This is a genomic window from Streptosporangium sp. LJ11 (assembly GCF_051918945.1).
Taxonomy (GTDB): Bacteria; Actinomycetota; Actinomycetes; order Streptosporangiales; family Streptosporangiaceae; genus Streptosporangium.
The window spans coordinates 75,637-94,529 of record NZ_JBPXMB010000001.1 but is presented as its reverse complement, the minus strand read 5'-3'; the positions used below and the strand labels follow the sequence as shown (position 1 = coordinate 94,529).

General features: G+C 71.7%; 19 protein-coding genes. 7 read left to right on the top strand and 12 right to left on the bottom strand.

Annotation, left to right across the window (positions count from 1 at the left end):
* Window positions 1-120: 120 nt before the first annotated feature.
* From ACTOQ3_RS00470 to ACTOQ3_RS00460, 3 genes are read left to right on the top strand one after another with little or no spacing between them, the layout of a single operon-like run.
* Complete coding sequence (locus tag ACTOQ3_RS00470) at window positions 121-1,053, top strand: ABC transporter ATP-binding protein (protein WP_440081327.1); 933 nt, start codon at window positions 121-123, stop codon at window positions 1,051-1,053.
* Complete coding sequence (locus ACTOQ3_RS00465) at window positions 1,022-1,825, top strand: ABC transporter permease subunit (protein ID WP_440081326.1); 804 nt, start codon at window positions 1,022-1,024, stop codon at window positions 1,823-1,825. Before ACTOQ3_RS00470 ends, ACTOQ3_RS00465 begins: the two co-directional genes overlap by 32 nt.
* On the top strand, window positions 1,825-2,922 hold the full coding sequence (locus tag ACTOQ3_RS00460) for a PucR family transcriptional regulator (protein ID WP_440081325.1): 1,098 nt from the start codon (window positions 1,825-1,827) through the stop codon (window positions 2,920-2,922). Before ACTOQ3_RS00465 ends, ACTOQ3_RS00460 begins: the two co-directional genes overlap by 1 nt.
* 85 nt (window positions 2,923-3,007) lie before the next feature.
* Here the strand turns inward: ACTOQ3_RS00460 and ACTOQ3_RS00455 are convergent, their stop codons facing one another.
* The 7 genes from ACTOQ3_RS00455 to ACTOQ3_RS00425 form a co-directional block, all read right to left on the bottom strand.
* A complete protein-coding gene (locus ACTOQ3_RS00455; RefSeq protein WP_440081324.1) occupies window positions 3,008-3,970 on the bottom strand; it encodes a quinone oxidoreductase family protein in 963 nt (320 codons plus the stop codon).
* A gap of 80 nt (window positions 3,971-4,050) precedes the next feature.
* On the bottom strand, window positions 4,051-5,976 hold the full coding sequence (locus ACTOQ3_RS00450; protein WP_440081323.1) for a serine/threonine protein kinase: 1,926 nt from the start codon (window positions 5,974-5,976) through the stop codon (window positions 4,051-4,053).
* Between the two features lie 37 nt (window positions 5,977-6,013).
* Window positions 6,014-6,721: an HAD family hydrolase gene (locus ACTOQ3_RS00445; protein WP_440081322.1), complete on the bottom strand. Its 708-nt coding sequence runs from the start codon at window positions 6,719-6,721 to the stop codon at window positions 6,014-6,016.
* Complete coding sequence (locus tag ACTOQ3_RS00440; protein ID WP_440081321.1) at window positions 6,711-7,874, bottom strand: ABC transporter ATP-binding protein; 1,164 nt, start codon at window positions 7,872-7,874, stop codon at window positions 6,711-6,713. The genes ACTOQ3_RS00445 and ACTOQ3_RS00440 overlap by 11 nt, the downstream gene beginning before the upstream one ends.
* Entirely contained in the window at window positions 7,871-8,725 is an 855-nt protein-coding gene (locus ACTOQ3_RS00435) for an ABC transporter permease (protein WP_440081320.1), read from the bottom strand. The genes ACTOQ3_RS00440 and ACTOQ3_RS00435 overlap by 4 nt, the downstream gene beginning before the upstream one ends.
* Window positions 8,713-9,591, bottom strand: a complete 879-nt coding sequence (locus ACTOQ3_RS00430) for an ABC transporter permease (RefSeq protein WP_440081319.1) — start codon at window positions 9,589-9,591, stop codon at window positions 8,713-8,715. Before ACTOQ3_RS00430 ends, ACTOQ3_RS00435 begins: the two co-directional genes overlap by 13 nt.
* Entirely contained in the window at window positions 9,588-10,757 is a 1,170-nt protein-coding gene (locus tag ACTOQ3_RS00425) for an ABC transporter substrate-binding protein (RefSeq protein WP_440081318.1), read from the bottom strand. Before ACTOQ3_RS00425 ends, ACTOQ3_RS00430 begins: the two co-directional genes overlap by 4 nt.
* A 277-nt stretch (window positions 10,758-11,034) precedes the next feature.
* On the opposite strand from ACTOQ3_RS00425, the gene ACTOQ3_RS00420 reads away from it, so the two are divergent.
* The 3 genes from ACTOQ3_RS00420 to ACTOQ3_RS00410 all read left to right on the top strand — a co-directional run bounded on the left by ACTOQ3_RS00420 (window position 11,035) and on the right by ACTOQ3_RS00410 (window position 12,344).
* Window positions 11,035-11,256, top strand: a complete 222-nt coding sequence (locus ACTOQ3_RS00420; protein WP_440081317.1) for a hypothetical protein — start codon at window positions 11,035-11,037, stop codon at window positions 11,254-11,256.
* Complete coding sequence (locus ACTOQ3_RS00415; RefSeq protein WP_440065877.1) at window positions 11,253-12,008, top strand: GntR family transcriptional regulator; 756 nt, start codon at window positions 11,253-11,255, stop codon at window positions 12,006-12,008. The genes ACTOQ3_RS00420 and ACTOQ3_RS00415 overlap by 4 nt, the downstream gene beginning before the upstream one ends.
* 69 nt (window positions 12,009-12,077) lie before the next feature.
* On the top strand, window positions 12,078-12,344 hold the full coding sequence (locus ACTOQ3_RS00410) for a DUF6504 family protein (protein WP_440081316.1): 267 nt from the start codon (window positions 12,078-12,080) through the stop codon (window positions 12,342-12,344).
* A 151-nt stretch (window positions 12,345-12,495) separates the two neighbouring features.
* On the opposite strand, the gene ACTOQ3_RS00405 is transcribed toward ACTOQ3_RS00410, so the two are convergent.
* The 4 genes from ACTOQ3_RS00405 to ACTOQ3_RS00390 form a co-directional block, all read right to left on the bottom strand.
* Window positions 12,496-13,281, bottom strand: a complete 786-nt coding sequence (locus ACTOQ3_RS00405) for a DUF4328 domain-containing protein (RefSeq protein WP_440081315.1) — start codon at window positions 13,279-13,281, stop codon at window positions 12,496-12,498.
* Between the two features lie 83 nt (window positions 13,282-13,364).
* Complete coding sequence (locus ACTOQ3_RS00400) at window positions 13,365-14,015, bottom strand: response regulator transcription factor (RefSeq protein ID WP_362837154.1); 651 nt, start codon at window positions 14,013-14,015, stop codon at window positions 13,365-13,367.
* Between the two features lie 255 nt (window positions 14,016-14,270).
* Window positions 14,271-15,209 (bottom strand): acetoacetate decarboxylase family protein, encoded by a 939-nt coding sequence (locus tag ACTOQ3_RS00395; protein ID WP_440081314.1) that lies wholly within the window; start codon window positions 15,207-15,209, stop codon window positions 14,271-14,273.
* 313 nt (window positions 15,210-15,522) lie between these two features.
* A complete protein-coding gene (locus tag ACTOQ3_RS00390; protein ID WP_440081313.1) occupies window positions 15,523-16,542 on the bottom strand; it encodes an LLM class F420-dependent oxidoreductase in 1,020 nt (339 codons plus the stop codon).
* Between the two features lie 111 nt (window positions 16,543-16,653).
* Here ACTOQ3_RS00390 and ACTOQ3_RS00385 point away from each other — a divergent pair, with 111 nt between their 5' ends.
* On the top strand, window positions 16,654-18,147 hold the full coding sequence (locus tag ACTOQ3_RS00385; RefSeq protein WP_440081312.1) for a sulfatase family protein: 1,494 nt from the start codon (window positions 16,654-16,656) through the stop codon (window positions 18,145-18,147).
* Here the strand turns inward: ACTOQ3_RS00385 and ACTOQ3_RS00380 are convergent.
* Window positions 18,076-18,831: a FadR/GntR family transcriptional regulator gene (locus tag ACTOQ3_RS00380; RefSeq protein ID WP_440081311.1), complete on the bottom strand. Its 756-nt coding sequence runs from the start codon at window positions 18,829-18,831 to the stop codon at window positions 18,076-18,078. The two genes, ACTOQ3_RS00385 and ACTOQ3_RS00380, sit on opposite strands and share 72 nt — an antisense overlap.
* Between the last annotated feature and the right edge of the window lie 62 nt (window positions 18,832-18,893).

Genomic DNA, 18,893 nt, shown 5'->3' with positions numbered 1-18,893 from the left:
ATAGCCCCGCGGCCGAGCGCGGCGCCGCCGGGCGGGTTCCGGATCCGCGCAACGAAGGGGCGGTCAGCTGTCCGGGTCCGGTCATGACCCCGGCGGTGCCGAGCGGGCACGATCTGACGCATGACAGCGGTAGTGGAGACCGAGGGGCTCACCAAGTTCTACGGCGCGCGCCGGGGGCTTGAGGATCTCGACCTGGAGATCCGGCCCGGGGAGGTGTTCGGGTATCTCGGCCCGAACGGCGCGGGAAAGACGACGACGCTCAGGCTGCTCCTGGACGTCATCCGCCCCACCAGGGGCCGGATGACGGTCCTCGGCAGGGATCCCCGCGAGGCGGGCGTGCGGAGCCGGATCGGTTACCTGCCCGGCGAACTGGCCCTGGAGGGCAGAGAAAAGGCGGGGGAGTTCCTGGCCTTCCTCGGCGCGGTGCGCGACGGCGTGCCCAAGGGGCGCATCGAGGAGCTGGCCGAGCGGCTGGAGGCCGACCTGTCGGTGCCCATGGGCAAGCTCTCCAAGGGCAACAGGCAGAAGGTCGGGCTCATCCAGGCCTTCATGCACGAGCCGGAGTTCCTGATCCTCGACGAGCCGACCAGCGGCCTGGACCCGCTGGTGCAGCAGGAGTTCCTGGCGATGATCCGGGAGGTCCGCGCCTCGGGCCGTACCGTGCTGATGTCCTCCCACGTGCTGGCCGAGACCGAGGACGTCTCCGACCGGGTCGGCATCGTGCGCGGCGGCAGGCTCGTCGCGGTGGAGGACGTCTCCGCGCTCAGGGAGAAGGCGGTGCGCCGGGTGGAGTTCCACTTCGACGCCCCGGTGCCCCGGGAGGCGTTCGAGAACCTGCCCGGCGTGCGGGACCTGCGGATGGAGGGGGCCGGGCTGCGCTGCACCATCGACGGCCGCCCGGACGCGCTGATCAAGGCGGCGGCGAGGTTCACCGTGGTGCACATGGTCAGCGCCCAGCCCGACCTGGAGGAGATCTTCCTCACCTACTACAGCCAGAACGAAGAAGAAGGGGAGGCGCGCGATGCCCACGCTGGTGTCGAAGAGCCTGCGTGACTACCGCAGGCCGCTGCTCGGCTGGACCGTCGGGATCAGCGCGTTCTTCGCGATGTACCTGGCCTACTACCCGACCATCCAGAGCAACCCCGACCTCTACGGGAACGTGGCGCTGACCAAGTTCCCCGGGGCCATGCGCGACCTCATGGGCGGTCTGGAGGGCGGCTTCACCAGCGGCTCCGGCTACTTGCAGACGCTGGTCTACCAGCTGTTCGGGCCGCTGCTGTTCATCATGTGCGCGGCGGTGATCGGCAATCGGGCGATTGCCCAGCCCGAGGAGTCGGGCACGCTGGAACTGGTCCTGACCCTTCCCATCGACCGCAGGCGGCTGGTCCTGGAGCGCTTCGCCGCCCTGGCCCTCGCGCTGCTCGGCGTGGCGGCGGTCACCTTCCTCGTGGTGCTGGGCCTGGTGACGGCCGTCGACATGGGCGTCCCCGCCGACAGGGTCCTCGCCGGTCACGCCGGCGTCTTCCTGCTCGCCCTCTTCTTCGGCACGCTCTGCCTGACGGTCGGCGCCGCGACGGGGCGCCGGGGGGTCGCCCTGGCGGTGGTCGGGGTGGTCGCCGTGGCCGGATACGTGGTCGAGACCATGGGCAAGAACGTGGACGGGGTGTCCTGGCTACGCTGGATCTCGCCGTTCCACTACTACCTCGACGGACGGCCGATCCAGCTGGGATTCCCGGCGTGGGACTATCTCGTGCTGGCCGGGGCGACCGTCGCGCTGGTCCTGATCGCGATGCCGGCCTTCGACAGGCGTGACGTGGGAGTCTGATGGACGAGCTGCTCGGCGGCCATCTCCGGATGTTACGGGAGGCGGCCGCCACCGGCAGGCTGCCCGGCCGCGCCGAGCTCGACGACTGCCGCGCAGCCGGTGCGCTGGCCGCCGAGCGGGGCGCGTCCGTGCGGGCCCTGGTCGAGGCCGCGCTGGCCATGGCCGAGTCGGTGAGCCCCACCCCGCTCCCTGCCCTGCGGCGTACGGTCTCCGCCCTGATGGAGGGGTACGAGAACGCCCAGCGGTCGGCGCTGCGCCAGGAGGAGGCGGCGCGCAGGGAGTTCGTCGACGACCTGCTCGAGGGCCGCGCCGACAGGCTCGCCGAGCGGGCCGAGCACTTCGGGCTCCGCCTGGCCGAGACGTACGTGGTCGCCGTCGCGCGTCCCGCCGCCGGAGCCGCCGGAGCCGCCGGAGTCGCGGGAGCCGGAGTCGCCACGGCCGCCCCGGCCGCCGCTCCGGGGGACGGCGGGCTCGCGGGGGAGGCCGAGGGGACGGCCCGGCGGATCGAGGACGCGCTGGTCGCCCGGTTCGGCTCGCACAATGTGCTGGTCGCGGTCCGCGACGGGATGCTCGTGTGCGTCGCGCCGGGCAGCCTCGCCGTCGCGAACGGCGAGTTCACCCACCACGTGCGCCAGGCGTTCGCGCCCGGCTGGCGGGTCGGGCTCGGCCGGGCGCACCGGGGCCCCGGCGGGGTGGTCACCTCCTACCGGGAGGGCGCCAACGCCATCGAGCTCGGTGACCGGCTGGGGCTGCGCGCCCCCGTGCTCAAGGCCGCGGACCTGCTGGTGTTCCCTGTGCTGCTGCGGGACCGCGCGGCCATCGAGGACCTGGTGACGAGCGTGCTCAGCCCGCTGCTGGAGGCGCGGGGCGGTCCCGAGCCGCTGCTCGCCACGCTGGAGGCCGTCTTCGCCTCCCAGGGCAACCAGACCGCCGCCGCGCGCAGGCTCGGCGTCAGCACCCGGGCGGTGACCTACCGGCTGGAGCGGATCCGCCGCCTCACCGGGTTCTCACCGGATGACTCCACCCAGCGTTTCACCCTGGAGACGGCGGTCCTGGGCGCCCGCCTCCTGGACTGGCCCGCCCACCCGCTGCACTGACCTGGCCGGCCCGCCCACCCGCCGCGCCGACCTGGCCGGTCCGCCCGTTCGCCGTGCCCACCGGCCGCGCCCGTTCGCCCTGGCGTTACGGGATCAGAAGCACCTTGCCGGTCGTACGGCGGGCTTCGAGGTCCTCGTGCGCGCGGGCGGCCTCGGCGAGCGGGTAGCGCTCGGAGATGTGCACCCGCAGCTGACCCGCGGCCACCCAGCCGTAGAGGTCGGAGGCGCGCCAGGTGAGCTCGTCCCGGGTGGCGATGTAGGTGCCCAGGGTCGGGCGGGTCAGGAAGAGGGAGCCGTTCCTGGCGAGGAGCTGCGGGTCGAGCGGCGGGACTGGGCCGCTGGCCTGGCCGTACAGCGCCATCATGCCGCGCGGTCGCAGCGAGGCGACGCTCTCGTCGAAGGTGGCCGCGCCCACGCCGTCGTAGACGACGTGCACGCCGGAGCCGGTCAGGTCGCGGACGGCGTCGGCGAAGCCCTTGTAGCGGAACACCTCGTCGGCGCCCGCCTGGCGGGCCAGGATCTCCTTCTCCTCGGTGGAGACCGTGCCGATCACCCGGGCGCCGCGCAGCTTGGCGATCTGGGTGAGCAGCAGGCCCATGCCCCCGGCGGCGGCGTGCACCAGGACGTCGTCCCCCGCCTTCACCTCGTACGTGGAGTGCGTCAGGTAGTGCGCGGTCAGCCCCTGGAGGGTGACGGCCGCCGCGACCTCGGCGGCGACCCCCTCGGGCACGGTGAGCAGCTTGGAGGCGGGCACCGTGGCCCTGGAGGCGTAACTGCCCGGCACGTTGGCCCAGGCCACGGTGTCGCCGACGGCGACGTCACGGACGTCCTCACCGACCGCGGCGACGGTGCCCGCGCCCTCCTCCCCGGGGACGAAGGGCAGTGAGAGCGGGTAGCGGCCGATCCGGTGGTAGACGTCGATGAAGTTCACGCCGGAGGCGGCGACGTCGACCAGGACGTCGCCCGGGTCCAGCCGGGGGTCCGGGTGGTCCTCGGTGTAGGTGAGAACCTCGGGTCCGCCGGTGGCGGAGACGACTATGGCGCGCATCGTGCTGAACTCCTTAGGTCAGTCGAATGTCTCGATCGTCCCCATTGTTGTGCGGATCACTCGTCGTCGCGGTCATCCGGTCAGGGCTGCCGGGTGATGGCCGGACCGTGCAGGGTGAAGTTGTCGAACGCGGTCCGCAGGACGGCGTCGCTGTTCTCGCCCACCCTGGCGATCACGCCGACCAGCCCGTTGGGCAGCGGGTTGGTGTCGAGGAACGACTGGGTCTGCTCGTCGTTGACCCACATGGTGAGCTGCACGCCCCCCTCGACGCCGGTGCACTCGGCCGTGAGCCGGATGGCCTCGCCCTTGGGCAGGTCGACCTTGGCGGGTTTGGTGAGCTCGCCCCCGGCGCTCTTCACGGTCTTGCGGATGCGGGCGTTGCCCGTGGTGTCGAGCAGGAACTCGTACCGTGTCGCCTTGTTGTCGTCCTCGCCCCGGCAGAACAGCCCGTACTCGCCCATCCCGGTGGTGCCGGAGCGGATCGTGATGTCGGAGCCGAGCAGGATCCGGCTCGGTGTGACCGGCGTGGGGCTGGCCGTGGGATCGGGGGTGGCCGGTGGAGCGGACACGAAGGGGATCGGGGCCTGCTCCCGCCTCACGGGGGAGTACCCGCTGACGTCGACGGCGTAGTAGCCCTCGGGGGCGTAGCCGTACGTGCCGGTCATCGGGCTGTAGGTGCCGCCGCTCCAGCCGGTGCCGCTCTGGGTGAAGTCGTCCTGGTAGAGCAGGGCGAGGTTCTCCGGCGGGCCGCCGGGAGCGAGCGCGAGGCGCAGGCCGAGCCCTCCGGCCGCCACCATCAGGGCCGCCACGGCCACCCCGACCACCAGTTTCCGCCGCCCGGCCGTCCCGCCTCGCGAGAGGAAGGACCCGGTGTCGTCCCGCGGCCGCTCGGGGAGGGTGTGGCCGGGACCGTCGTGGAAGGCGCCGGGCGCGACATGGCCGGGCCCCGCCTGCGAGGCGCCGGAGACCGTGTGGCCCCCTCGCGCGGACGGTGCGGTGTGGCTCCAGTCGGGATCGGCCGCGTGACCCGCGTGACCCGCGTGCCCTCGGCCGGGAACGGAGTTCTGCCCCGCGGGTCCGCTGACGGAGCCGGGGGTGGGCGGCCCGGCGGTTCCGGTTCCGGTCCAGGGGGCGCCGCCGGGCGGCCCCTGAGGTTCCTGCCAGGAGGCCTGGATCGAGTGGGCGGCCTGCTCGGGCGCGGCGGAGCGGCCCACCAGGTGGTCGAGGAGCTGCTGTGAGGTGGGCCGGTTCCGCGGGTCCTTGGTCAGCGCGTAGGTGACCAGCTCGCGCAGCGCGGGCTCCATGCCCTCCAGGGACGGCTCGGTGTTGAGCACCTGGTACAGCACCGCGGGCAGCGCCTCGCCGCCGAACGGTGCCCGCCCGCTCGCGGCGAAGGCCATCAGGCAGCCCCACGAGAACACGTCGCAGGCGGCCGAGACCGGCTCGCCGCGCAGCACCTCGGGCGCCATGTAGCGGGGGGTACCGAGGATCTCACCGGTCCCGGTCATCCCGCTGAGGGTGTCCAGCGCGCGGGCGATGCCGAAGTCGATGACGCGGGGGCCGACGGGGGAGAGCAGCACGTTGGACGGCTTGAGGTCGCGGTGCACCACTCCGGCGCCGTGGATGGCGGTCAGCGCGGTCGCCACCCCGACGGCGAGCGCGTCGAGACTGGAGCCGCGGAGCGGGCCGCCGGAGTCGACGGCCTCCTCGAGGTTGGGCCCGGTGACGTACTCGGTGACGACGTAGAGCTGGTCGTCGTCGAGCGCCGCCTCGATGACCGCGGCCGTGCAGAACCTGCGGACCCGCTGCGCCGCGTCGGCCTCCCTGCGAAAGCGCATCCGGAACCGTTCGTGCTGGCTGTACTCCGGATTGATGACCTTGATGGCGACCTGCTGCCCGTCAGGGGACTCGCCAAGATAGACCGTGCCCATCCCGCCCCGGCCCAGCCTGCTGAGCACGCGGTACCGGCCTATCTGCAGGGGTTCGTCGGGACTGAGGTTGTTCACCTTTGTACCTAACCGCATACGCCGTCACATGAGTGGCTCAGCCTATCGATCTCTTGCCGCTCGCCAGCAGTCGCAACAGCGGCAGGTCCACTTTTTCCAGACTGTCCACGCTCAGCACGTCCTCCGCCACCGGATCGCCGGAGACCGACACCACCCGGCACCCGGCCGCGCGGGCCGCCGCGAGCCCGGTGGGACTGTCCTCCACGGCCACGCAGTCGGCGGGGTCGAGGCCCAGCCCGGAGGCCGCCCGCAGGTACGGGTCGGGCAGCGGCTTGCCGCGCGCGGTGTCCTCGGCGGCCACGACCAGGGCGAACCGCTCCGCCCCGACGGTGTGCAGCACCATGTCGACGATGAGTCGCGGCGAGGCGCTGACCAGGGCCGTGGGCACGCCTTCCGACCCCAGGTCGTCCAGCAGCCGGATCGCGCCGGGCAGCGGTGTCACCCCGCCGGAGACCCGCTCGGCGAAGGCCTCGGTGAGCCGCGCCCCGACCCGTTCGACCCTGTCCCGCTCCGCACCGGCCCGTTCGACCCCGGGCCGCTCCGCACCGGGCGGTGCGGGAGCGCGGCGCGCGAGGTAGCCGGCCGCGTCCTCGACCAGGCGGCCGAGGACGTGGCCGGCGTCGGCCTCCGTCAGCTCCAGGTCCAGCTCGGCGGCGACCTCCACGCACGCCTGCCACCACATCCCCTCGGTGTCCACGAGCGTGCCGTCCATGTCGAACAGGACGGCTCCGAGCTCACCCGACACCCGCGACGTCCTCCGACTCGGCCGCCTTCGGGGACTCCGGGGACTCCGGGGACTCCGGGGACTCCGGGGACTCCGGGGACTCCGGGGACTCCGCGGGGTTTCCGGAGGTGAGAACGGGCGCGGGGGTGGTGCGCGCGGCGACGAGCACGGGCCGCTGCACGAGGGCGACGTCCACCCGCGTGCCCGGCGCCAGGCGTACCGCGTCGTGTCCCGGCACGTCGCTGAGGACCTCCAGCTCGCCCACCCGCACCCGCAGCCGCGCGGTGGAGCCGCGGAAGGACGACGCCACGATCGTGGCGTTCCCGTCGGGCGAGGGGGTGACCAGCACCGCCTCGGGGCGTACCAGCACGTCGACGTCGGGCGAGGACGGCAGCGGGCCGTCCACCGGCATGAGCTTGCCCATGACGGTGACCTCCTGGCCGGACAGGCGGCCGGGAACGTGGTTCATCGCGCCGACGAACTCCGCCACGAACGGGGTGGCGGGCCGGTCGTAGACCTCGGCCGGCGGGCCGCACTGCTCCAGCCGCCCGGCGCGCAGCACCGCGACCTTGTCGGCGACCGACAGGGCCTCCTCCTGGTCGTGGGTGACGAAGATGGTGGTGATGCCCAGCTCGAGCTGGAGCCGCCGGATCTCCTCGCGCAGCGAGACACGGACCTTGGCGTCCAGCGCGGACAGCGGCTCGTCGAGCAGCAGCACGCGAGGCTCCAGCGCCAGCGCCCTGGCCAGGGCGACGCGCTGCTGCTGGCCGCCGGACAGCTCGTGCGGGTAGCGCTGGGCGTGCGTCGGCAGGCCGACCAGCTCCAGCAGCTCGTCCGCCCGCGCGTGCCGTTTGGCGGTCGGCACCTTGCGCACCCGCAGCCCGAAGGCCACGTTGTCCCTGGCGTTGAGGTTGGGGAACAGGCTGTAGGACTGGAAGACCATGCCCGCGTCCCGCCGGTTGGCGGGGACCCGGGTGATGTCCTTGCCGTCCACGAGCACCGCTCCGGCGTCGGGGTGCTCGAAACCGGCGACGCAGCGCAGCGCCGTGGTCTTCCCGCAGCCGGAAGGGCCGAGCAGGGCCATCAGCTCGCCCTGTTCGACGGTGAGGTCCAGGCCGTCCAGGGCCACCGTACGGCCGAACGCGCGGCGCAGCCCCCGGAACTCGACGGTCATCGACGTTTCCTTCCCGCACCCGAGAGGGTGAGCAGCAGCAGCCAGATGAGGAGCAGGCTGATGATCGACAGGGCCACGGAGAGCTGCCCGTCGTTCCCGGAGATGGTCACGATCCAGACCGGGAACGTCTCGTAGCCGAGCAGGGCCGCGATGGTGTACTCGCCGAGCACCAGCGCGAGGGTGAGGAACGAGGCGCTGGCGATGGAGGAGCGGATGTTGGGGATGATCACCCGGAACAGCACGTACGGCCACGAGGCGCCCAGGTTGCGGGCCGCCTCCACCAGCGTCCGCACGTCGATCGCGCGCAGCCCGGCGTCCAGCGACCGGTAGGCGAACGGCAGCGTCAGCATCACGTACGCGAGCACGAGGACGAACGGGAACCTCTCGTCCTGGACGGCGATCAGCGTCGCCCAGAACGGTGTGGCGGCCAGCGCGTCGACGCCCTCGCGCAGTGCCGTGCTGATGCCGACCACGTAGGTGATCGGGGGTACGACCAGCGGGAGCGTGGAGATCAGCTCCAGCACCAGCCGCAGCCGGGGCGCGCCGAGCCGCACGGCCAGCATCGCCGGGAGGGTGAGCAACAGCACCGCGACGATGGTGCAGGCGGCGAGCGCGAGGGAGAGCAGCAGGCTGGGCAGGAAGCCGGGCGCCGACAGGATCCGCCCGTAGGCGGCGAGCGAGAAGCCCTGCCCCTCCGAGTAGACGGTGAACCAGAAGGACACCGCCATCGGCACGACGAAGTAGATCGCCGCGACGACCAGCACGATCCCCCGCCAGGCCCGGCGCTGCCCGGGGCGGGCGGTGGCGGCGGGGCCCGGGGTGACGTCGGGCAGGGTGGCTACCGCAACCATCGGGAGCTCCTCTTCTGCAGCGGCAGGTAGACCGCCATCACCAGCAGCGCGATGACGATCATGTCGAGGCTCAGCGCGAGCGCGACGTTCTCGTACCCGATGAGGACGTCCCCGGTGAGGGCCTCGGCGATCTGCAGGGTGACCAGCGGGACCGTGCTGCCCACCATGGCGTAGGCGGTGGCGTAGGCGGCGAACGCGCCGCCGAACAGCAGGACGACGCCGCCGAGCAGGGCCGGGGTCAGCACCGGGATGCCGACGTAGCGCCAGAACTGCCAGGTGGTGGCGCCGTTGTTCTGCGCCGCCTCCCGCCACTGCGGGCGCAGGCCGTCCAGCGCCGGGGTCACGACGAGCACCATCAGCGGCACCGAGAAGTACATGTAGACCAGGGCCAGGCCCCAGAAGTTGTACAGCACCCCAGGGCCGAGGCCCAGCGCGGTGGTGATCACCCCCGAGTTGCCCAGGGTGGCGATCCAGATGAACGCGAGCGGCACGCCGCCGAAGTTGGACAGCACGCCGGAGAAGGTCAGCACGGCCTCGCGCAGCGCGGTGAACCGGGAGGTCAGCACCGCCTGGGCCAGGAACGTCCCGGCGACCGCGGCGGCGACCGCCACCACGGCCGACAGCTGGACGCTGCTGAGCAGGGCGTTCAGGTAGGGCCCCTGGAGGCTCCTGGACAGGTTGGCGGTGCCGAGGGAGGACACCTTGGTCGCCGGGTCCTTGACGGTGAACGCGCCGACCAGCAGCGTGAGCGCCGGGATCCCGAACGCCACCGCCGTCACGACCAGCAGCGGCAGGGCTCCCAGCCAGTTCTTGGATCGGGGACGGCCGCCGCGCGGGGCGGCGGCCGTGACGGCGGGGACGGTCATCCCGAGACCGCGGCGCCCCAGCCTCCGGCCAGGACCTCCTTGGCCTTGTTGACCTGCTCCTCCGTCGGGAAGGTGGGCTCACCCTCGACCGGCGGGAGGTTCGCCTCGGCGGCGGCGTCGACCGTGCCGTCGGCCTTCATCGCGGGCAGCAGCACCGGGCGGGCGAAACCGCCGAGGTAGAGGTTCTGGCCCTCGGGGCTGTAGAGGAACTCCTGCCACAGGCGCGCGGCGGCCGGGTGCGGGGCGTCCTTGTTGATGGCCTGGGCGTAGAGCTGGAAGTACTTGCCGTCGCTGGGGATGACGGTCTTCCAGTCGAGGCCCTTCTCGGCCATCTTGGGGGCGTAGGCGGCGTTGTTGTAGTCCCAGTCGATGCTGATCTGGGTCTCGCCCTTCTCGATGGTGGCCGGGGTGGTCTCGACGGGGTTGAAGTTCCCGGTGTCCTTCAGCTTCTTGAAGAAGTCCAGGCCGGGCTGGATGTCGTCGAAGGAGCCGCCGTTGGCGAGGGCCGCCGCGTACACGCCCGCGAACGCCGAGCCCGACTTGGTGGGGTTGCCGTTCAGGGCGACCTTGCCCTTGTACTCGGGCTTGAGCAGGTCGGCGTAGGTCTCCGGGCACTTGGCGATCTTCTTGGCGTCGCAGCCGATGGAGACGTAGCCGCCGTAGTCGTTGAACCAGAGGCCGCTGGGCTCCTTCTGGTTCTCGGGGATCTTGTCCCAGGTCTGGACCTTGTACGGCGCGAACAGGCCCTCGGCGGCGCCGCTGATCGCGAAGGACTGGCCGAGGTCGAGCACGTCGGGGGCGCGGTCCTGGCCCTTGCGGGTCTTCACCGCGTTGATCTCGTCGGCGCTGGCGGCGTCGGGGGTCTCGCTCTCGATCTCGATGCCGTACTTCGCCTTGAAGGTCTCGATGATCTTTCCGTAGTTGGCCCAGTCGGGCGGGAGGGCGATGACGTGGAGCTTGCCCTCCTTCTTGGCGGCCTCGACGAGCTTGTCCAGCCCGCCGAAGTCGGCGGCGGAGGTGGCGGTTCTGGCGTCCACTCCGGCCGCGGAACCTCCGCCGGAGGCGCCCGCGGACGGTGCCGTCGTACCGGGGGCGGCTCCGCACGCGGCGGCGCCGACCAGGAGGAAGGCCGCCAGGCCTGCAAAGCGAACTCGGGATGCGATCACGGTGTCTCCCAAGGGGGTGTCGCGCAATATTTCACGAAAGTAGACGAACTTGTACAAACAAGCTAGACCTCCTCTGTCGTGAATCAGTTGCTGTTTGGTGAACGGGCGAAGTACGGCGGTGAAATGCGTGAACCGGGGCTGTGTGAGCCGTTGACCCTTGTTTAGGGTGGGGCTGAGCCGGCCGCCAGGTGCGCGCAGCGAGGGATCCCGCCGACGCGCGCCGGGCCGGGAGCGGGAGGGCGGCTTGAGAGGCGAGGCGAGATTGCGCGGTCACCGGATGTTCGCGGATGCGTGGAGAGGCGCCCTGGAGTTCGCGGGCGCGCCGGAGCGAGCGTGGGCGCTCGCGGGCCGTCCGGAGAGGGCGCGGGTTCTCACGGGGACGCGGGTGCTCGCGGGCCGTCAGGAAGAGGCGCGGGTGCTCGCGGGTTTCCCGGAGGCGGCGCGGGTGTTCGCGAGGGCGTGGGCGCTCGCGGGCCGTCAGGAAGGGGTGCGGGCATGACGGCCCGATACATGGGCATCGCGGAGGAACTGCGCGACGCGATCATGCGAGGCGAGCACCCCGTGGGCGCCCAGCTGCCCTCCGAGGCCGAACTGGCCACCCGCTTCGCCGCCTCGCGCGGCACGATCCGCCAGGCGGTCGCCGTGCTCGCCACCGAGGGCCTGGTCGGGTCCCGGCAGGGGGCCAGGCGCATCGTGCTCGGCCGCGAGCGCAGCCAGAGCTTCGCCGAGCTGCACAGCTTCGCCCAGTGGGCGCGGGCGATGGGCTACCGGGTCAGCGGGCAGGTGCTGCAGCAGCGTCGCCGGGGCGCGGGTGCCACCGAGGCCGTACGGCTGGCGCTCCAGCCCGGTGATCCGGTGCTCTCCGTGCTGCGGCTGCGCTCCCTGGAGGGCGAGCCGGTGATGCTGGAGCGCACGGTCTACGCCGGGTGGATCGCTCCGGCCGTCGAGCGCATCGAGCCGGGCTGCGAGTCGGTCACCCAGGCGCTGTACGACAGCGTCGGCCTCGTCTTCGCGTACGGCGAGCACCTCATCGACGCGGTGGCCGCGGGTGTCCAGGACGCCAGGCTGCTGGCCGTGCGCAGGGGCAGCCCGCTGCTGCGCCAGCGGCGGGTCACCACCACCCATGAGGGACGGCCCGTCGAGTGGTCCGACGACCGCTACCGCGCGGGCAGCGTGACCTTCAGCATCCGCAACTCGGTGGACGCCAACCCGCTCGTACGGCAGATGGGCGACTTGCGCCCGGCGCCGTGAGAACGTATGTTCGATACGCCAGGCCCGCCTTCCCCCGGGTGCTCGTTCGAAAGCCGCGGGAGAGGCGTCTTGAGCAGACTTTACGGCGACCCCATCGAGGTGTGGATCCGCGACGGGCAGCCCGTCCAGTTCGTCTGGCGCGACCGCCTCTACACCGTCCGCCGGGTCCTCGACCACTGGGTCGTCGCGCGCGAGTGGTGGAAGATCTCCGACAGCGATCCCGGCGAGCGCCGGTTCTGGCGGGCCGAGGCCGTCACGGGTGATCAGGCCGGCACCTACGAGCTCCGGTTCGACACCGCGGGCGAGGGCTGGTTGCTGATCAGGGCATGGGACTGACGCTCCGCCCGGACGCGCCGCTCGCCGGTGAGGACGTGGGACCGGCGCCCCGCCCGGACACGTTTCCGCCGACGGTGACATGCCGATGGAGACATGTGGTCGGCGCCCCGTCCCGCACCGGCCCGCCTTCCGCCGGGTGGACGGCCCTCGTTCACTGCCCGGCGGGGTGGACCTCCTGGGGCCGGTCCTGCTCCGACGTCTCCGGCGAGGAAGCCTCCGGGGCGGCGGGCGCGGGGGGCGGGGAGCTCCTCACGAGCAGGTGCGGGACCGCCTCCGCCGGAGGCGGCGGGAGGTGGTGCTCCGCGTCGGCCTGCCGCCGGTGCCTGGCACCCGCGGCCTGGATCCCGGTGATCTGACGCACGGTCGCCGCGCACAGCAGGGAGGCGACCGCGACGGCGATCAGCTCGGTCGGCCCGAGGCCGGTCAGGTTCGTGCCCCCCTGGGACGCCCCCGGCCACAGCCGGGCCAGCACCAGGGCGAGCGCGAAGAGCCAGCTCAGCCACCAGGCGGTGAGCAGCGCCGTCCAGCGGAGGCGGCGGTCCAGCGGCGGACGGGAGGCCCACCACAGCCGGTCGACCAGCACGGCGGGCGCGACCAGGTTGACCACCGGCACGAACCAGCTCACCAGGACCGGTGCCACCGCGGGCAGGCCGGCGCCCTGCCGGGCGCGGAGCAGCCAGTTCAGGTACGCGGCGACGGCGGCGATCGCGGTCGCGGCGAAGAACATGATCAGGATGGCGAAGACGGTGACCGCGCCGAAGACCGCGTCGGCGCCGGGGGCGTGGGGGTCGCCGCCGAGCTCGGCTATCTCCAGGACGAGGCGCCGGCCACGGGCCTGCTCGAACACCGCCAGGCCGGCGATCGCGATCACCAGTGCGGTGAGAGCGACGTAGACGGCCGAAGCCGACCTTTTCTGTAGAGATGGGATAGAGCGCATGTATATCTCCCCCCGCCATGCGCCGAGGACCTGCCCTCTTTCTATCCCGTCAGCTCTCCCGCTAATCAGCCCAAACGACCCGCTCAGCCGACGATGCCGGACTCCCACGCCCACGCGGCGGTCTCCACCCGGTTCCTGGCACCCAGCTTCGTGTGGATGCTCCCCAGGTGCGTCTTCACGGTCGACAGCGAGACGAACAGCTCGGCGGCCACCTCCTGGTTGGTCCGCCCCCTGGCCACCAGGCGCACGACGTCCAGCTCGCGCTCGGTGAGGGGCTCGCTGGGCGGCCGGGCGGCACCGGTCCGAGGGTGGGACAGGTGTTCGAGCAGGCGTACGGTCACCGACGGCGACACCAGCGCGTCCCCGGCCGCCGCGGCCCGGATCGCCTCGATGAGCAGCGTCGGCCCGCTGTCCTTGAGCAGGAAACCGGTCGCCCCGGCGCGCAGCGCCCCGTAGACGTACTCGTCGAGGTCGAAGGTGGTGACGATGACCACCTTCATCGGGTCCTGCACCCCCGGCCCCGCGAGGATGCGGGTGGCCTCCAGGCCGTCCAGCTTGGGCATCCGGATGTCGAGCAGGCACACGTCCGGCCGCAGCCTCCGCGCCAGCTCGACGGCCTCGGCCCCGTTCGCGGCCGTCGCCAGGACCTCCATGTCCTCCTGGGCGTCCAGAATCATCTGGAACCCGGTCCGTACCAGCTCCTGGTCGTCGGCGATGAGCACCCGAATCGTCACCTCATGGATTGTGCCAGCCCGCGAGCGGGCCCGGATCGGGCATCCGGCCGATGTACCGGTGAACGGCGGCGAATCATCCTTTCGGCCGACTCCGCCGAAACCAAGGCGGGCGATCGGTCGATCCGTCCCGGCTGAGCCGCGCGTACCTGGTGAGGCCGGTCAGGGCACGTGCCCTCGCGCCCTGACCGGCCTCGACCTGATCGGCTGGATCCGGCACGCCGCTCGCCCGCGCCACGGGGGATCCGGCGACCGGGATCAGCCGGTCTGGCTGTTGAGAATCCGCAGGTCGGTGACGGTGTACGACAGTGAGCCGCGGAATCCCGCGCCGGTGCGGAGGGGCTTGAGGTCAGCGAGCTCCTCGCCGGGGGCGGGAAGGAAGGTGAGGTCGCCGTCGCCGACCCAGGTGTTGGCGATCTTGACGTTGTCCAGGACGGACAAGGTCAGTTCGTGGACGGCGGGGTTGTCGTACTGGCCCGCGGTGAGACGGGGGAAATGCCGCAGGTTGACGATGGGACGGCTCAGTGCGGGAAATGTGGGAGAGGTCTTCCCCAGGGTGATCTGCGCCTCGGCCAGCCGGCGCCCGGCGGCCGACATGCTGGCGGCGAACCTGCCGCCGGGACCCACGACCGGCGTGGCACGGCCGTCCACCGCGAAGGCCCTGGTCTGGTGGATCGCGCCCATCTTCTTGGGGAAACCCTGGACCCAGCCCCTGGCCAGCGACGAGTCGTTGTCGACGTAGATGAAGGGGCACCACGCGACGGAGGTGTCCTGCCAGCGGGCGTCGAGGAGCACCAGGAACTCGCTGTACTGGCTGCGCACCGGGTCGAGGTACTCCTGGTTCTCGCCGGAGAACTGCCAGTCGATGAACAGGGCGTACCCATGGCCGGAGGAGGAGGGGTCAGGCTTCAGCCCGGTGGGCAGGGCCGCCTCGGCCGCCTCGGGAGAGGTCCAGAACTCCACTCCGATGGCGTCGCCCGCGTAGTGCCACGGCGGAGCCGACGCGAGGTTGGCCACGCCGCGAGCGCTGAGCGGAAGTGTGTAGCCGCGCAGTCTCTCGGTCACCGTCCGGGCCGCGTCGGTGGCGACACCGGTGACCCTCGGATCCGCGAGGGCGGGGGACGCCGCGGTGGTGGTCGCGATGGCGGCGAGTCCACCGGCGATCAGACTGCGCCGGCCAAGCTCGTTTTCGTGCACGGTATTCCTCACCTGTAATTTTTCTGCACACCCGATTTCCGGACATGTCATGACTGACAGCCGGTTGCTTGGACACTGCCCAGGGCCGTTGATCGAGCGCGGCGGTCGGCCGTGCGAGGACTTCCCGTGATCGGGGCGCCTGGGAGCAAGATCCATTGCAGTGGGTCGTCCGCCGCGTTTCCATGTCCTTTTACCGGTACGGGCCGGTAGGCGGACGGCGTCCTCCGCGATGCCCGCCGCCCGGGCGAGGGCGGAGGTGTGCGGCGGGGGGTTCGCCGGCGACGTCCGTCCCCGCCGGCCCGGCCGGGAGGGGTCAGCCCAGGACCAGGTCCCTGACGGTCTTCAGGGACGCCTCGTCGCGGGGGCCCATGACCAGGAGGGTGCTCACCGGGCTCTCGCGCCACAGCTGCAGGCGTTCGCGGATGCGGCCCACCGGGCCGACCAGGGAGATGCCGTCGGCCAGCTCGTCGGGAATCGCGTTGAACGCCTCGTCCCTGCGTCCGGCCAGGTAGAGGGCCTGGATCTCCTCGGCGGCCTCGGCGTAGCCCATCCTGCCGATGATGTCGGCGTGGAAGTTGCGGCTCTTGGCCCCCATGCCGCCGATGTAGAGGGTCAGCATCATCTTCACCCCGTCCAGCGCCGCCCTGACGTCATCGGTGATCACGGTCATCACCATCGCGGCGATGTCGAAGCCGGGGCCGGCTCCGGCGAGCGAGGGGCCGTACATCCGCTCGATCTTCTCGGGGAACACGAACAGCGGCAGCCAGCCGTCGGCGATCTCGGCGGCGAGCGCGACGTTCTTCGGGCCCTCGGCGCCGAGGTAGAGGGGGATCTCCGCGCGCAGCGGGCGGGTGATCAGTTTCAGCGGCTTGCCGAGGTTCGCGCCTCCCGGGTAGGGGAGGGGGTAGTGCTCGCCGTCGCTCGTCACCGGCTCCTCGCGGCGCCACACCTTGCGCATGATCTCGACGTACTCGCGGGTGCGGGCGAGCGGCTTGGGGAACGGCGTCCCGTACCACCCCTCGACGACCTGGGGCCCCGACGCGCCGATGCCGAGCAGCAGCCGCCCGCCGGTGAGATGATCGAGCGTCATCGCGGTCATCGCGGTCGCCGCCGGGGTTCTCGCGGAGATCTGCACCACGGATGTGCCCAGTTTGATGCGGGACGTCCGCGCGCCGTACCAGGCCAGAGGGGTGAAGGCGTCGCTACCGTAGGCTTCCGCGGTCCAGACGGACTCGTACCCCAGCCGTTCGGCGGTCTGGACGAGTTCGGTGGCGTCGTCGGCGTTCCGTTGCCAGTAGCCGAGGTTCAGGCCGAGCTTCAGGTCGGTGCTCACGGGGGTCTCCTCGCGACGTGACGCCGGACGGGCTCCGCAATTAGAACACGTTCTACATTGGTCGGTCGAGTGTGAGGTGTCGAAATTCGGTCTTCCGGGAAGCGTGCACATGTGCTCAATGCCGCTCGCAAACTCCTCTCCCTGATCTCGCTCCTCGCCCTCGCCGCGATCGGAACGATCCCGGCCGTGGCGCACGCGGCGGGACGGCCCAACGTCGTGCTGATCCTCGTCGACGACCTGGACGCGGGTGATCTGCAGAAATTTCCCAATATCTGGAGCCTGCTCGCCCAGGGCGGCACCAGCTTCGACAGGTTCTTCGTGCCCAACTCCTGGTGCTGCCCCTCTCGTGCGTCGATCATGCGGTGCCAGTACGTGCACAGCCACGGCGTGCTGACCAACACCGCCCCCGAGGGGGGCTTCACCAAGTACTACACGTCAGGCCTGGAACGCTCCAACATCGCGACGTGGATGAAGTCGGCCGGATACCGCACCGGACTGATGGGCAAGTACCTCAACCACTATCCCGGCGGCGCCACCTCCGCCACCCACGTGCCTCCGGGCTGGGACGAGTGGGACGTGCCGGTGCGCAGGCTGTACGAGGAGTACGGCTACACGCTCAACGAGAACGGCATGCTGCGCGACTACGGCTTCGCGCCGCAGGACTACCTGACCGACGTGCTCAGCGCGAAGGCGGGGGCGTTCGTCTCCCAGCCCGGCCAGGATCCGTTCTTCCTCTACCTCGCCCCGGTCGCCCCGCACAACCCGGCCAACTACGCCCCCCGGCACCAGGCCGCCTTCGCCGGGGTGGTGGCCCCGCGCACCCCGTCCTTCAACCAGCCCGACGTCAGCGCCGAGCCGCTCTGGCTCAGGTCGCTCCCGCCGCTCGACGCCTCGAAGATCCGCAGAATCGACCGGCACTACCGGGACCGGCTCCGGGCGATGCTCGGCGTGGACGACATGGTGGGCACCCTCGTCGAGTCTCTCAGGGCCTCCGGCAAGCTGGATGAAACGTATATCTTTTTCGCTTCCGATAACGGGTTCCACCTGGGCCAGCACCGGCTTCCCCATGGCAAGACCACGCCCTTCGACGAGGCGATCAAGGTGCCGCTGCTGGTCAGGGGACCCGGCGTGCAGGCGGGCCGCGTCGTCGGGGACATGGCCGCGAGCATCGACCTGGCCCCGACGTTCGCCCAGCTCGCCGGGGCCACGCTCCCCGACTTCGCCGAGGGCCGCTCCCTGCTGCCGCTGCTGCGGGGCGAGAGGCCCCCCTCGTGGCGCCAGAACGTGCTGCTGGAGTTCTACCGCCCGACCAGCCCGAGCTCGGCCCGCCAGACCCCGGTCCCGGCGTACCAGGGGATGCGGACCGCCCAGCACACCTTCGTCCGCTACTCCACCGGCGAGTACCAGATCTACGACCTCCTCAGGGATCCCTACCAGCTCCGCAACCTCGCCGCCGAGACGCCGCTCCCCGTGATCGCCGAGTTCAACCGGCAGCTCGACGCCCTGGTCTCCTGCTCGGGCGCCACCTGCCGCTCAGCCGACTCGGTCACTCCGCCCCTGCTGCCCTTCAAGCCCCTCGTCGTCCTCAGCCCCTGGGGGACGTGAGATGCCGGGGTAGGCCCGCCGCAGGTGGTCCTCGACGGCGGCCGAGGCCTCCGCCGCGTCCCCGGTGGCGATGGCCCGGTGGATCCGGCGGTGGTCGGCCATGAGCCCGGCCGTGCCGCCGAGGCGCTCGACCGCCTCGACCGCGTAGCGGCGGAGCGAGTCGCGCAGGGAGAGCATCATGGCGGTGGTCAGCCTGTTGCCCGACGCCTCGGCGATGGCCACGTGGAAGGCCGTGTCGTGCTCGACGAACTCCTCGGCCGTCGTCGTGGCGTCCATGCGCTCCAGCGCGGCGGTGAGGGCGGAAAGGTCGGCCCCGTGGGCGGCGGCGTGCGCGGCCGACCACTTCTCGATCATCAGCCGGGCGTCGACGACCTCCTCCAGTGACAGGTTCGACAACCCGAGGTGGAGCCTCAGCAGGTCGCTCAGGGCCTCGGCGGGCCTGGAGATGAGGAAGGCCCCCGCGTCCGGACCCCGTCCGACCTGGGACGACACCACCCCCAGGGTCTCCAGCACCCGCATCGCCTCGCGTACCGACGACCGGCTCACCCGCAGCTGCTCGGCGAGCTGACGCTCGCCGGGCAGGCGGTCCCCGACCCGGAGCCCGTCACCCGCGATGCGCCGCTCGATCTGGGCGATCACGTCCTCGAACGCCCGGGTGCGCCGGACCGGCTGCCAACCGCTCAAGAGGACCTCCTCTTGTGGGGGAATGTGGTCAGACCATACTGTGGTCGGACCATTGAACGGAA